The sequence below is a fragment of the Pseudomonas sp. Ors-4-3C genome (assembly GCF_055755035.1).
Map to the genome: position 1 here is coordinate 1,308,482 of NZ_CM146900.1, position 14,553 is coordinate 1,323,034.

The 14,553-nt window shown below is 64.0% G+C and carries 5 protein-coding genes; all 5 read left to right on the forward strand.

The genetic code is table 11. The features are described from left to right. The first annotated feature begins 125 nt into the window (after nucleotides 1–125). The 5 genes from ACVHNU_RS06085 to ACVHNU_RS06105 all read left to right on the forward strand — a co-directional run bounded on the left by ACVHNU_RS06085 (nucleotide 126) and on the right by ACVHNU_RS06105 (nucleotide 14,547). Complete coding sequence (locus ACVHNU_RS06085; RefSeq protein WP_103521025.1) at nucleotides 126–1,298, forward strand: MFS transporter; 1,173 nt, start codon at nucleotides 126–128, stop codon at nucleotides 1,296–1,298. A 71-nt stretch (nucleotides 1,299–1,369) separates the two neighbouring features. After that, nucleotides 1,370–2,110, forward strand: a complete 741-nt coding sequence (locus tag ACVHNU_RS06090) for a thioesterase II family protein (RefSeq protein WP_003223420.1) — start codon at nucleotides 1,370–1,372, stop codon at nucleotides 2,108–2,110. 38 nt (nucleotides 2,111–2,148) lie between these two features. Further along, the gene (locus tag ACVHNU_RS06095; protein ID WP_103521026.1) at nucleotides 2,149–3,132 is read left to right on the forward strand and encodes a TauD/TfdA family dioxygenase; all 984 of its coding nucleotides are present in this window, start codon (nucleotides 2,149–2,151) and stop codon (nucleotides 3,130–3,132) included. A 187-nt stretch (nucleotides 3,133–3,319) separates the two neighbouring features. Continuing rightward, complete coding sequence (locus tag ACVHNU_RS06100) at nucleotides 3,320–6,721, forward strand: amino acid adenylation domain-containing protein (RefSeq protein ID WP_473019211.1); 3,402 nt, start codon at nucleotides 3,320–3,322, stop codon at nucleotides 6,719–6,721. Beyond that, nucleotides 6,718–14,547, forward strand: a complete 7,830-nt coding sequence (locus ACVHNU_RS06105; RefSeq protein ID WP_473019212.1) for an amino acid adenylation domain-containing protein — start codon at nucleotides 6,718–6,720, stop codon at nucleotides 14,545–14,547. The genes ACVHNU_RS06100 and ACVHNU_RS06105 overlap by 4 nt, the downstream gene beginning before the upstream one ends. Nucleotides 14,548–14,553: the final 6 nt, after the last annotated feature.

Consider the following 14,553-nt stretch of genomic DNA (forward strand, 5'->3'; position numbering starts at 1 on the left):
CTGTAGGAGCTGCGGCACGCTGCGATCTTTTGCTCTTCAGGCCTTCACATTCCACCAACAATTCCCTGCTTCCACGCCCGTCAGCCTTTATGGCAACTTGGCCGCCCCTGATGAGGCTGCAACCCATGGCAAACCCCTACCGCGAATTATTCACCGCCCCCGGCGCCCGGGCTTTTGTACTGGCCGGGATGATCGCGCGCATGCCGATTTCCATGACCGGCATCGGCGTGATCACCATGCTTTCGCAACTGAAGGGCGGGTACGCGCTGGCCGGTGCGGTGGCGGCGACCTTTGCCCTGGCCACGGCGTTTTGTGCGCCGCAGGTCTCGCGTCTGGTGGATCGTTTCGGTCAGGGCAAGGTGCTGCCGCTGTCGGCATTGATCGGTGGCGGGGCGCTGCTGATGTTGCTGCTGTGCACCCGCTTGCAGGCGCCGACCTGGACGCTGTTCATCTTCGCCGCGCTGGCCGGTTGCATGCCAAGCATGTCGGCAATGGTGCGCGCACGCTGGACCGAGATCTATCGCGGCCAGCCGCAATTGCAGACCGCTTATGCACTGGAATCCGTGCTCGATGAAGTTTGTTTCATCGTCGGCCCGCCATTGTCGGTGGGGTTGTGTGTGGTGGCGTTTCCCGAGGCCGGGCCATTGGCCGCGCTGTTGGCGCTGGCGGTCGGCGTAACGGCGTTTGTCGCCCAGCGCAGCACCGAACCGGCGGTGCACCCGCAGGAGTCGCAGCATCAGGGTTCGATCATTCGCTCGACCGACGTGCAATGGCTGCTGGCGTTGATGCTGGCCATGGGCGTCATCGTTGGCGTGGTCGATGTGGTCAGCGTTGCCTTCGCCCAGCAGCAGGGTCAGCCGGCGGCGGCGAGCATCGTGTTGTCGGTGTATGCCATCGGCTCGTGCCTGGCCGGTATCGCCTTCGGGGCAATGCGCTCGACCCTGCCGTTGCCGCGGCTGTTTCTGTACGGCGGCATGGCGACGGCGGTGACCACCTTGCCGCTGTTGCTGGCGAGCGATATTTTCGGGCTGTCAGTGGCGGTGTTCGTCGCCGGGCTGTTCTTCTCGCCGACGCTGATCGTCGCCATGGCGCTGGTTGAGCGCATCGTGCCGCCGGCCAAGCTCACCGAAGGCCTGACCTGGCTGGTCACCGGTCTGAGCATCGGGGTGGCGATTGGCGCGGCTGGATCCGGCGCACTGGTGGACGCCTTCGGTGCGCGCAGCGGATTCTGGCTGGCGATCGCGGCCGGCGCGGTGGTGCTGGGTTCGGCTGTGCAGAGTTTCCGCCATTTGAAGTGATCGGCATTCGGACTAATTCGCGCCACGCCTCATCCGTTCTCTTTTACAGATAACCCATTGAGGTAAACGCGGTGACAAAGCTGACACTGCTGTGCCTGCCCTATTCGGGCGCCAGCGCGATGGTCTATAGCCGCTGGCGGCGCCAACTGCCGTCATGGCTGCAATTGCAACCGGTGGAGTTGCCCGGGCGCGGTGCCCGTTTCGACGAACCCCTGCAAACTGACATGCGAGCCCTGGCCCGCCAGTTGGCCCGTGAGCACAAACCCGGCCTGCAAACGCCTTACGCCCTGTTCGGCCACAGCCTCGGCGCGCTGCTGGCGTGCGAGATGGCGCACGCCTTTCGCGAGCTCGGCGCGCCGGAACCGGTGGCGCTGTTCGCCTCCGGCACGGCGGCGCCGACCATGCGCAGCGACTACGATCGCGGGTTTGCCGAAGCGCGCAGCGATGAGGAATTGATCGATCAACTGCGTACCTTTCAGGGCACCAGCGAAGAAGTGCTGGCCAACCAGGAACTCATGAGCCTGACGCTGCCGGTGCTGCGCGCCGACTTCATGATGTGCGGACGCTTCAGTCCGGCGCAGCGGCCGCTGCTCAATTGCCCGGTGCATGTGCTGGGCGGCAAGGAAGACCGCGCGACCACCGAGCAACTGATCGGCTGGAGCAAGGAAACCCTGGGCAGTTTTTCCGTGGACATGATGACCGGTGGGCATTTCTTCATCCATGAGCACGAAGCCCGGGTGATCCGCACGATCAAGACGCATCTGGAAGTCCATCACCGGCGTCATGCGCAAGCGGCGGCACCGGCGTTTTGACGCACTGCTCACTATCGAGTGATTACAGGAGGCCAGTCATGGCTGTTGCTGTGGAATTTTCCGTTCGGCCGCTGTTGCCGCAACGAGGGCGCTTGCCGCTGTTGGTGGAGGCGACCGAGGCGGATACCGACCTGTTGGCGGTGTTCGATGAAGTGAAAGCGCTGGTCGATGAGCATCTGCTGCGCGATGGCGGGGTGCTGTTCCGCGGATTTCGTCTCGACGGCGCTGAGCAGTTTCGTCAGTTCGCGGCCAGTTTCGGTCATCCGCTGTTGAACTATGAGTTCGGCTCCACGCCGCGCACCAACGTCACCCAAGGCGTATACACCTCGACCGAATACCCGGCGCACCAGAGCATTCCGCTGCACAACGAACAGGCCTACTCCCGCGACTGGCCGATGAAGATCTGGTTCTACAGCATGATCGCGGCGAAGTCCGGTGGCGAAACGCCGATTGCCGACAGCCGCGAAGTCTATCGGCGTATTCCGGTGGCCATTCGTGAGCGCTTTATCAGCAAAGGCCTGATGTATGTGCGCAACTTCGGTAACGGTCTGGATGTGGCCTGGGAAGATGTGTTCAACACTGAAGACCGCGAGGTCGTCGAGGCGTACTGCAAGGCCCATGGCATCCTTTGCGAGTGGAAGGATGACGGCGAATTGCGAACCCGTCAGACCTGTCAGGCGGTAGCGGTGCATCCGGTGACCGGCGATCACGTCTGGTTCAATCAGGCGCACCTGTTCCACATCTCCAACTTGCAGCCGGAAGTGCGCGAAAGCCTGCTAGACATCGTTGATGAGGAGGACTTGCCGCGTAACGTTTATTACGGTGACGGCTCGGCCATCGAAGACGAAGTGCTGGCGCAGATCCGTGCGGTACTCGATGAATGCGCGATCAGTTTTCCGTGGCAGGAAGGCGATGTATTGATGCTCGACAATATGTTGTCGGCCCATGCGCGTTCGCCGTTCGAAGGGCCGCGCAAAGTCATCGTGGCCATGGCCGAGGGGCATTCCCAAGGCCCGCTCTGAGCCATTCGGGTGGTTGCCCGTGAAAGTGCCGAAGCCGGTCTTGGACCGGCTTCGGCGTTTGTGCGTCGGCACGGCTGACCGCCGGGGCGCTGTTGCGCCAGCGCGCTAAATCATTGCGTTTGTCATTCGTTCTTGTTGATACGACCGGGCCTCCTGGTCACGCCGCCGATCAGCAAGGACCCAATGCATGAATGCCGCAGACGCACAGAAACTAGCCCGCCGCTTTATCGAACTGCCGCAGGACAAACGCCGTTTGTTTCTCGCCGGCATGGCCCGCGAAGGCATCGATTTTGCGCAGCTTCCCATGACCGCCTGTGACGGGATCGCCGAGCGTGACGGCCTGTCCTACGCCCAGCAACGGATGTGGTTTCTCTGGCAACTGGATCCGCAAAGTGCTGCCTACAACCTGCCGATGGCCGTGCGTCTGAACGGCGCGTTGCAGGTGCAAGCGCTGGAGCAGGCGTTCAGCCTGCTGGTCGCGCGGCACGAATGTCTGCGCACCACCTTCGGTCAGGTCGGCGAGCGTGCCTTTCAGCGTGTGGCCGAGCCGCAGGCGCTGCAACTGCCCCTCACCGATTTGAGCGCCGTGCCCGAACAGCAGCGCTGGCCGCTCGCGCAACAGCACATGATGGCTGAAGCCACGCAGGCGTTCGATCTGCAAAACGGCCCGCTGCTGAGCCTGCGCCTGTTGCGTCTGGCCGAGCAGGAGCATGTGCTCCTGCTGACCTTGCACCACATCATTGCCGATGGCTGGTCGATGAATATTCTCATCGACGAGTTCATGCGTACCTACGATGCGCTGGTGGCGGGGCGCGAACCATCGTTGCCGGCGCTGACCGTGCATTACCGCGATTACGCGCTGTGGCAGCGCAGCTGGCTGGAGGCAGGTGAGCGCGAACGGCAACTGGACTACTGGCGCGCACAATTGGGCGACGAGCATCCGGTCCTGGAGTTGCCGACCGACCGCGCTTATCCGGCACAATCGAGTCACCAGGGCGCGCGTCTGGAAACGGTCATTGATGCGGCGCTGCGTCAGGAGCTGAAAAGCCTTGCCCAGCGTCAGGGCGTGACCCTGTTCGTGGTGCTGCTCGCGGCGTTCAAGACGTTGTTGCATCGCTACAGCGGGCAGACCGACATTCGCGTCGGCGGCCTGATTGCCAACCGCACCCGCAGCGAAACGGAAGGGCTGATCGGCTTCTTCGTCAACACCCAGATCCTGCGCAGCGAAGTCACCGCGCAAACCCGTTTCATCGAGCTGTTGCAGCGGCTGCGCGAGGCCGCACTCGGCGCGCAGGTTCATCAAGAGCTGCCGTTCGACGCCTTGATCGAGGCCCTGCAACCGGCGCGTAGCCAAAGCCACAATCCGCTGTTTCAGGTGATGTTCAACCATCAGCCGCTGGTGACCGACTTGCAGCACGTGCAGTTGGAATCGGGTCTGCAGGTGGGTTATCTGACGCAAGAGCAACTGGCCGGCAGCGCTCGGCAACATGCGGCCACCAGCGATTTGATGCTCGATACCCGCGAAGAAGGCGAGCAGCTGTTCGCCGCCTTCACGTACGCCACCGATATTTTTGATGCCGAGACCATCGCCGCGATGGCCGGGCATTGGCGCAACATTCTTGAATCCGTCTGCCGCGACCCGCAGCAGGTCATCGGCGAAGTCGCGCTGCTGGCAGATGCCGAGCGCGCGCAACTGATTCAGGCCACTGCTGCGGCGCCGCGTTTCGCCAGCGTGCAAAACCTGTTCGAGGCACAAGTGGCACGCACGCCGCAGGCAACGGCCGTGATCCTCGCCACCGCGCCGTCACCGTCACTGACCTATGCCGAACTCAATGCGCGCAGCAATCGCCTGGCGCATCAGCTGCGCGCACGCGGTGTCGGCCCGGACGTGCTGGTCGGTGTGGCGTTGGGGCGCTCGCTGGAGCTGGCGGTGGCGTTGCTGGCCGTGCTCAAGGCGGGCGGCGCCTATGTGCCGCTGGACCCGCAAACCCCGGCTGAACGGTTACGTCACGTGCTGGATGACAGTGGCTTGAAACTGCTGCTGACCGACAGCGCCAGCCTTGCCAGCCTGCCGGCGCTGGAGGCTGTCGAGTGCCTGTGTCTGGAGCAATTGTCCGGTGAGACTTCGGCCGACAACCTGTCGTTAACGGTCGCGCCGCAGAATCTTGCCTACGTGATCTACACCTCCGGTTCCACCGGACGGCCGAAAGGCGTGGCGGTCAGTCACGGCGCACTGAGTGAATTCATCGAGCGCGCCATCGATTACAGCGACCTGCGCGAAGGTGACCGGGTCCTGCAGTTCGCCACCAGCAGCTTCGACGGGTTTGTCGAGCAGTTCTTCCCGCCGTTGTGCCATGGCGCCGCTGTGGTGCTGCGCGATGCGCCATTGTGGGACAGCGCAACGTTGCGTCAGGTGATTGTCGATCACGGCATCACCCTGGCTGACCTGCCGGCCGCGTACTGGTATTGGCTGGTACAGGAATATGCAGCGCAACCGCCGGCCGGTTTTGGCGCGCTGCGACAGCTCCACGTCGGTGGCGAGGCGATGGCGGTGGACGGTTTGCGTCTGTGGCAACAGGCCGGGCTGGGGCATGTGCGGTTGCTCAACACCTACGGTCCGACCGAAGCCACGGTGGTTTCGACTATTCATGATTGCAGTGCACTGACGGCAGACGCCGTGTCCTGGCGCGGCATCCCGATTGGCAAGGGTCTCGATGCCCGGCGTCTGTACGTGCTGGACGATGATTTGAACCTGCTGCCGCAAGGTGCGGTGGGCGAGTTGTACATCGGTGGCCCAGGCCTGGCCCGTGGTTATCACCGTCAGCCGATGCTCAGTGCCGAGCGCTTTATCGCCGACCCGTTCGCCGCAGGGCAGCGTCTGTACCGCACCGGGGACCGTGCCCGACTGCGCGCCGATGGCGCGCTGGAGTATGTCGGCCGAGTCGACCATCAAGTGAAGATCCGCGGTTTCCGCATCGAGCTGGGCGAAATCGAGTCGCGCCTGCAACAGTGCCCGGGCATTCGCGAGGCGGTGGTTCTGGCGGTGCCGCTCAGTGGCGGCCAACAACTGGTGGCGTACGTGGTCGGCGAGCACGCCGTGCTGGAAAGCGCCGCCACCCAGTCGGCGTTCCGCCAGCAAATCCGCACCGCGCTGCAAGCCCATCTGCCGGACTACATGGTGCCGGGGCATTTGCTGTTGTTGCCGAATCTGCCGCTGACACCGAGCGGCAAGCTCGACCGCAAGGCCTTGCCGGCGCCGGATGCGAGCCAGTTGCAAGGCGACTATCGCGCGCCGCAAACCGACACCGAGCAGTGCCTGGCGCAAATCTGGGCCGAGGTCCTGCAAGTGTCGCGGATCGGTCTGGATGATCACTTTTTTGAACTGGGCGGCCATTCGCTGTTGGCGGCGCAGGTGATCGCGCGCATCAAAACTCAATTGGGCGTGGTCTTGCCACTGCGCAGCCTGTTCGAAAAACCGTTGCTGGCCGATCTGGCGGCGGTGCTGGCGCAACGGGCGGACAGTGCAACGGATGACGACTGGTCCGACATGGATCAGTTCATGAATGCTTTGGAAGGAGAGGAAGTATGAGCGGCACCATGGCGGAGCGTATCGCTAAAAGATTCGTCGGTTTGCCGCTGGAGCAGCGTCGACAGTTTCTGGCCAGACTGCGCGAGGACGGCAAGGACTTCAGCCTGTTGCCGCTGCCGGTCAGTCGTCACGAGGTCACGCCGATACCGTTGTCGTTCGCTCAGCAACGCCTGCTGTTTCTCTGGCAACTCGAACCGCAGAGCGCCGCGTACAACATGGCTGCCGGCCTGCGCCTGAAAGGACGCCTGGACGAATCGGCGCTGCAACGCTCTTTCGATCATCTGGTCGCGCGCCACGAAGTGCTGCGCACCGTGTTCCACACCGACGGCGATCAGCCGCAGCAGGTGATTCTCAAGCCGCAACCGATCGCTCTGGAACGCATTGACCTGACCGGCCTCGCGGCTTCGCAGCGCGAGCCGGCCTTGGCGCAACAGGTGCAGACAGCCACCGCGCGACCGTTCGATTTGCGCCATGGACCGTTGCTGCGTGCGAGTCTGTTTGCTCTGGCCGAAGAGGAATTCGTGCTGGTGGTGAGCATGCACCACATCGTCTCCGACGGTTGGTCGATGGACGTGATGGTCAAGGAATTCGTCCAGTGTTATCAGGCCTTCAGTCTTCAGCGCGAGCCGCAGTTGCCGGCGCTGCCGTTGCAATACGCCGACTATGCGATCTGGCAGCGGCGCTGGCTGGAAGCCGGCGAGGGCGAGCGTCAACTCGATTACTGGCGCCAGCAACTCGGTGAGGAACATCCGCTGCTGGAAGTGGCGCCGGACTTTGCCCGGCCCCTGACGCAAAGCTTCGCAGGCCGGACCCTGAGCTTTGATTTCGGTGCCCGGTTGTCCCTGCAACTCAATGCATTTGCCCGCAGCAAGGGCATCAGTCTGTTCATGCTGGTGCTGGCGGGTTTCTCGCTGTTCCTCTCGCGTCAGGCCGGGCAGCGCGACATTCGCGTCGGCGTGCCGAATGCCAATCGTGGCCGTGCCGAAGTCGAAGGGTTGATCGGTTTCTTCGTCAACACCCAGGTGTTGCGTTGCGAGATCGATGAGTGCGGCAGTTTCGAAGACTTGCTGGCGCAGGTGCGCGAGGCGGCGTTCGGCGCGCAGGCGCATCAGGAACTGCCATTCGAGCAACTGGTGGACGAATTGGTGGCGGAACGAACCCTGGGCCACAACCCGCTGTTCCAGGCCAAGTTCAACCAGAACGTCGGTATGCAGAAACAGCGCTCGATGAGCCTGCCGGGGCTGAGCGTGGCCGAGTATCCGCTGGACAAGGACGGCACCCACTTTGATCTGGCGCTGGACATCACCGACGACGGCACGCTGATCCACGGCCAGCTGACCTATGCCAGCGACCTTTATCGCGCACAAACCGTCGAGGGATTTGTGCCGGCGTTACTCGGTCTGTTCGGCGAATTGCTCAAGGCACCGCAAGCGCCGTTGCACAGCGTCGCCACGCGGGCTCCGGTGGTGCTCGCAGCACCGGGCGAACCGGCGTTGTCAGTGTTGCAGCAGTGGGATCGTCAAGTGACGCAACAGCCCGAAGCACTGGCTGCGCGCGACCTGCATCAGACCCTGAGTTTTCAGGCGCTGGACCAGGCCGCCAATCGTCTGGCCCATCATCTGCTGGCGCAGGGCATCAGCCCCGGCCAAGCGGTAGCGGTGCTGTTGGAGCGTTCGCTGGACTGGCTGACCTGTGTGCTGGCGATCTTCAAGGTCGGAGCGGTGTACATGCCGCTGGACGTGAAGGCGCCGAACGCGCGCTTGCAGCAGATGCTCGGCAATGCCGGCGCGCGCCTGCTGTTGTGTGCACAAGGGGATGCGCGGGTGTCCGCGCTGGCGGTCGACGGTTGTCAGGGGCTCGCGTATGCCCCGCAACAGTGGCAGCAGGAGGCGGATGTCAGCCCGGTGGTGCCACTGTTTGCGCAGTCCCCGGCGTATGTGATTCACACCTCCGGTTCCACCGGGCAACCCAAGGGCGTGCTGGTCAGTCACGGGGCGCTGGGCAGTTACGTGCGCGCGGTGCTGGAGCGCCTGGCGCCGACGCCGGACACCAGCATGGCGCTGGTGTCGACCATTGCGGCGGATCTGGGCTTCACGGTGTTGTTCGGCGCGCTGTGTTCCGGTCGCCTGTTGCACGTATTGCCGGAGGAATTGGGTTTCGACCCGGATCGATTTGCCGAGTACATGGCTACGCATCAAGTGGGCATGCTGAAAATCGTCCCGGGGCACCTGGCGGCGTTGTTGCAGGCTGGCCGCGCCGCCGATGTGCTGCCGGCGCAGGCGCTGATCGTCGGCGGCGAAGCCTGCTCGCCGGCACTGCTGGAACGCGTGCGTCAGCTCAAGCCGGAGTGCCGCATCATCAACCACTACGGGCCGAGCGAAACCACGGTCGGTGTGCTGACCCACGAGGTCAGTGAGCTGGCGGCCGACGCGCGCAGCGTTCCGGTCGGCACCGCGCTGAGCGGTGCGCAGGTCTACATCGTCGACGATGTGCTGAACAATGTCGCCGATCAGGTGGCCGGCGAGTTGTACATCGGTGGTGACAGCGTGGCGCTGGGGTATCTCGGGCAACCGGGTCTGACTGCCGAGCGCTTCCTGCCTGATCCGTTCGGCGCCCCGGGTGCGCGGGTTTATCGCAGTGGTGACCGGGTGCGGCGCAATCGTCAGCAAGCGGTGGAGTTCATCGGTCGCGCCGACGATCAGGTCAAGGTGCGTGGTTATCGCGTCGAACCGGCGGAAGTCGCGCGGGTGCTGCTCGGCCTTGACGGCGTCAGTGAGGCGGCGGTGCTCGCCCTGGCCCTGGATGACGATCCGGCGCGCCTGCAACTGGTGGCGTGGTGTGTGCCGGCGGCCGCTGCGACCTTGCAGGCACACGCTCTGCGCGAGCAGTTGCAGGCGTGCCTGCCGGAGTACATGGTGCCGGCGCAGATTGTGCTGCTGGAGCAACTGCCGCTGACGGCCAATGGCAAACTCGACAAGCGTGCCTTGCCGGTGCCGGGCGTGGTCACGCAGCATTTCGTTGCGCCGGTGGGAGAGGTCGAGGAGAAGCTGGCGGCAATCTGGGCCGAAGTGCTCAAGCTTGAGCGCGTGGGCACCAGCGACAACTTCTTCGAGCTGGGCGGTGACTCCATCCTCAGCCTGCAGATCATTGCCCGGGCCAAGCGCCAAGGGATCAAGCTGAGCCCCAAGCAACTGTTCGAAAAACAGACCATTGGCCAGTTGGCTTCGGTGGCCAGGCTGATCGAAGCCAAACCGGTGGCGGCCACGGCACAGCCGAATCGTGGGCCGCTGCCGTTGTTGCCGATTCAGGCACGCTTCTTCGAGACCGACATTGCCCAGCGTCAACACTGGAACCAGTCGGTCATGTTGCAACCGACCAGCACCCTTGACGCCAATCACCTGCGCTCTGCGTTGGCGGCACTGGTCGAACAGCACGATGCACTCGCGCTGAATTTCCAGTGCTCGGGCGATACGTGGCAGGCACTGGCGCAGACCCAGCGTGATCCGGAGTTGTTGTGGCTGCGCGAGCTGGACAGTCTGGCGGCGTTGCCAGCACTCGCTGACGAAGCCCAGCGCAGCCTCGATCTGCAACAGGGACGCTTGCTGCGTGCGGTGCTGGTGAACCTGCCGCACGCTGAGCAACGCCTGTTGCTGGTCATTCATCACCTGGTGGTCGACGGGGTGTCCTGGCGCATTCTGCTGGAGGATCTGCAGCACGCTTATACCGCGCTCGCCGCCGGCACGCCGCTGGTTCTGGCGGGTAAGAGCACGTCGCTGCAGAGCTGGGCCGAACATCTGCAGCGGTATGCGCAAAGCGAGGCGCTGGCTGCCGAGAGCGACTACTGGCGCGCAACCCTGGAGGCGGGCGACGCACAACTGCCGCGAGATTTCCCGCAGGACAGTCAGACCCGTGCCGAGGCGGCCCGGGCCAGTTCGCGCCTGGGTCAGGCACTGACCCACAAGCTGCTCAAAGTCGCTCCCGCGGCGTATCGCACGCAAATCAACGATCTGCTGCTGACCGCGCTGGCGCGGGTGTTGTGCGACTGGAGCGCACAGCCTTCGGTATTGATTCAGCTCGAAGGGCACGGGCGCGAAGATCTGTTCGACGAGGTCGATCTGAGTCGCACGGTCGGCTGGTTCAGCAGCCTGTTCCCGGTACGCCTGACCCCGGATGTGAATCCGGGCGCCTCCCTGTGTGCGATCAAGGAACAACTGCGTGCGGTGCCGGGCAAAGGCATCGGTTATGGCGTGCTGCGATATCTGAGCCGACGCGCCGAGCTGCGGGAATTGCCGCAGCCGCGCGTGACGTTCAACTATCTGGGCCAGTTCGACGGTGCCTTCAGCGCTGACGAGGGCGCGCTGTTCGTGCCAAGTGGCGAAAGCACCGGCGCCAATCAGGACGCCGCTGCACCGTTGGGCAACTGGCTGAGCATCGACGGTCAGGTGTACGGCGGTGAACTGGAACTGACCTGGACCTTCGGCACGGGTATGTACCGCGCAGAAACCATCGCGGCGCTGGCCGAAGCCTATCGGCGTGAGCTGGAGCGTTTGATCGAGCACTGCTGCGACAGCGGTGAAGCAGGCGTCACGCCGTCGGACTTCAGTCTGGCGACCTTGACCCAGGCACAGCTGTCGGCACTGCCAATCCCGGCCCGTGACATCGTCGATCTGTACCCGTTATCGCCGATGCAGCAAGGCATCCTGTTCCATAGCGTCAACGATCCAGACAGCCCGGCGTACACCAACCAGTTGCGTGTCGACGTGCAACAACTGGACGCCGAGCGCTTCCGTCAGGCCTGGCAGCACACCGTTGAGGCCCACGAGATTCTGCGCAGCGCATTCATCTGGCCGCAGGATGCCGCCGCGGCGGTGCAAGTGGTGCGGCACCACGTGCAGATGCCATGGCAGGTCGAGGATTGGCGTGGCCGGGCTGACCTCGGCGCAGCGCTGGAACAACTGGCCAGCAACGATCTTGCCAGCGGGTTCGACCTGACCGCCGCGCCGCTGTTGCGGGTGACGCTGGTGCGCACCGACGAAGCGACGCATCACTTGATCTACACCTGTCATCACATCCTGATGGATGGCTGGAGCACCTCGCAGTTGTTCGGCGAAGTGTTGCAGCGCTACGCCGGTCTGGCCCCGGCCGCGCCCCAGGGGCGCTATCGCGACTACATCGAGTGGCTCGGCCAGCGTGATCAGCAGGCCAGCCGCGCGTTCTGGACGGCGGCGCTGGCCGACCTGGAAGAGCCGACGCGACTGGCCGGCGCCGTGTCGGGCGCGCCGCTGGCGGCAGTCGGTTACGCCGACCACGAGCATGTGTTCAGCGCGGCGTTGACCGCCGACCTGAACCGTTTTGCCCGCGAGCAGAAAGTCACCCTCAATACGCTGGTGCAGGCGGCGTGGCTGGTGCTGTTGCAGCGTTACACCGGTCAGGACAACGTGGCGTTCGGTGCCACCGTTGCCGGACGTCCCACCGACCTGCCGGGTGTCGAGCAGCAGATCGGTCTGTTCATCAACACCCTGCCGGTGGTGGCGGCGCCGTTCGCGGAAATCGTCGTCAGTCAGTGGTTGCAACAGGTGCAGGGACTCAATCTGGCGTTGCGCGAGCACGAACATACGCCGCTCTACGACATTCAGCGTTGGGCGGGAACCGGTGCCGGGGCGTTGTTCGACAGCCTACTGGTGTTCGAAAACTACCCGATGGCCGAAGCCCTGCAACAAGGCCCGGCCACCGGCCTGACGTTCTCGGCGATTCGTCGTCAGGAACAGACCAACTACCCACTGACGCTGGTGGCGATCACCGGTCGCGAGCTGAGTCTGGGGATCAGTTACGATCAGGCCAGTTTCGCCGCGAACACAGTCGTTGCCTTGAGTGCGCAGCTGGAAAGCCTGCTGACGCAGTTCCTCGCCGATGCCGCTCAGCCACTGGGCGCGTTGCAATTGCTCGCAGCGCCGCAGCGCGAAGAGGCGATCAATTGGGGCAAGGCTGCCGTCACCGCGACGGACACTCGCACGGTGCTGGAACACGTCGCCGCGCAGCTGCAGCGGCAACCACAGGCGCAGGCCGTGGTGTTCGCCGAGCAATCGATCGATTACCAGAGCCTCGATACCCGGGCCAATCGTCTGGCGCACAAACTGCAAACCTTGGGTGTCGGGCCGGAAGTGCGCGTGGGCGTGTGCATGCGTCGTACCCCGGACATGCTCGTGGGCCTGCTGGCGATCCTCAAGGCCGGTGGCGCTTATGTGCCGCTGGATCCGGACTACCCGCAGGAACGTTTGCTGCACATGCTCGACGACAGCCACGCCGCCGTGCTGCTCACCGAACCCGCGGCGCAGGCGATGCTGCCCGAAGCGTTGAGTGCGCAGGTAGTGCTGGTGGATGAGGACGCGCTCTGCGAGTTCCCGTCTACCGCCCCGTTGGTGAAAGTGACGGCGCAGAATCTGGCATATGTCATCTACACCTCGGGTTCCACCGGCAAGCCGAAAGGCGTGGCGATTACCCACGGCAACCTGTCGGCGCTGATTCAGTGGTCGGCGGGTGTGTATCGCGCAGAACAACTGCGCGGTGTGCTGGCGTCGACGTCGATCTGCTTCGACCTGTCGGTCTGGGAAATCTTCGTCACGCTGGCCTGCGGCGGATGTCTGGTACTGGCGGACAACGCACTGGCACTGGCCGATCTGCCGGGCCGCGAACAGGTCACCTTGATCAACACGGTGCCGTCGGCGATTGCCGCGCTGCAACGTGCCGGGCAGATTCCGCGCTCGGTCAAGACCATCAACCTGGCCGGTGAACCGCTCAAGCAAAGTCTGGTGGATACCTTGTACGCGAGCACCTCGGTGCAGCAGGTCTACGACCTGTATGGGCCGTCGGAAGACACCACGTATTCGACCTTCACCCTGCGTACGCCACAGGGGCAGGCAAACATCGGCCGGCCGCTGGAAAACACCGTCGCGTACATGCTCGACAGTCAGTTGCAGGTGCTGCCTGAAGGCGTGCCGGCCGAGCTGTACCTGGGCGGTGCCGGCGTGACCCGTGGCTACCTGATGAAGGCCGCGCTGACCGCCGAACGCTTTGTGCCGAACCCTTACGCCAGCAACGGCGAACGGCTGTACCGCAGCGGCGACCTGGTGCGCCAGGGCAGTGACGGCAACATCGAATACATTGGCCGCGCCGACCATCAAGTGAAGATTCGCGGGTTCCGTATCGAACTCAGCGAGATCGAGGCGCGGCTGTTGGAGCAGGCGGACATTGCTGAAGCGGTGGTGCTCGCCCAGGACGGTGCGGCCGGTAAACACCTGCACGCCTACGTCGTGCCGGCGCAGCCGGTGAGCGATCAGGTCGCATTGGCGGAACGCTTGCGCAGTGCTCTGGCCGCGCGCCTGCCGGCGCACATGGTGCCGGGGCACTTGCACCTGATTGACGCCATCCCGCTGACGCCTAACGGCAAGCTGGATCGCAAGGCGCTGATGACCCTGGGCGACAGTCCGGCGCAGCAGCAGTATCAGGCGCCACAGACCGATCTGCAGTGGGAAGTGGCGACGGTCTGGCAGGAGGTGCTGGAGGTCGAGCGCGTCGGGCTGGCGGACAATTTCTTCCAGCTCGGCGGGCACTCGTTGCTGGCCACGCTGGTGGTGACCCGGATCAAGGAACGTCTGGGTGACAAGGTGCCGCTCAAGGCGTTGTTTGAAACCGATACCCTCAAGGCGTTCTGTGCGCGGATCGAGGCACTGCGTGTCGAAATGTCGCCCGTTCAGGATGAATTGGCTAAATCCCTGGAGGCCCTCAAACGTCTATCCCTCGATGATCTGGAAAAACTGATTTCTTGAGAGGGA

Excerpts from the sequence above, each read along its gene's own strand:
- ACVHNU_RS06085 (WP_103521025.1), top strand. The coding sequence starts at position 126 with ATGGCAAACCCCTACCGCGAATTATTCACCGCCCCCGGCGCCCGGGCT.
- ACVHNU_RS06095 (WP_103521026.1), top strand. The coding sequence starts at position 2,149 with ATGGCTGTTGCTGTGGAATTTTCCGTTCGGCCGCTGTTGCCGCAACGA.
- ACVHNU_RS06100 (WP_473019211.1), top strand. The coding sequence starts at position 3,320 with ATGAATGCCGCAGACGCACAGAAACTAGCCCGCCGCTTTATCGAACTG.
- ACVHNU_RS06105 (WP_473019212.1), top strand. The coding sequence starts at position 6,718 with ATGAGCGGCACCATGGCGGAGCGTATCGCTAAAAGATTCGTCGGTTTG.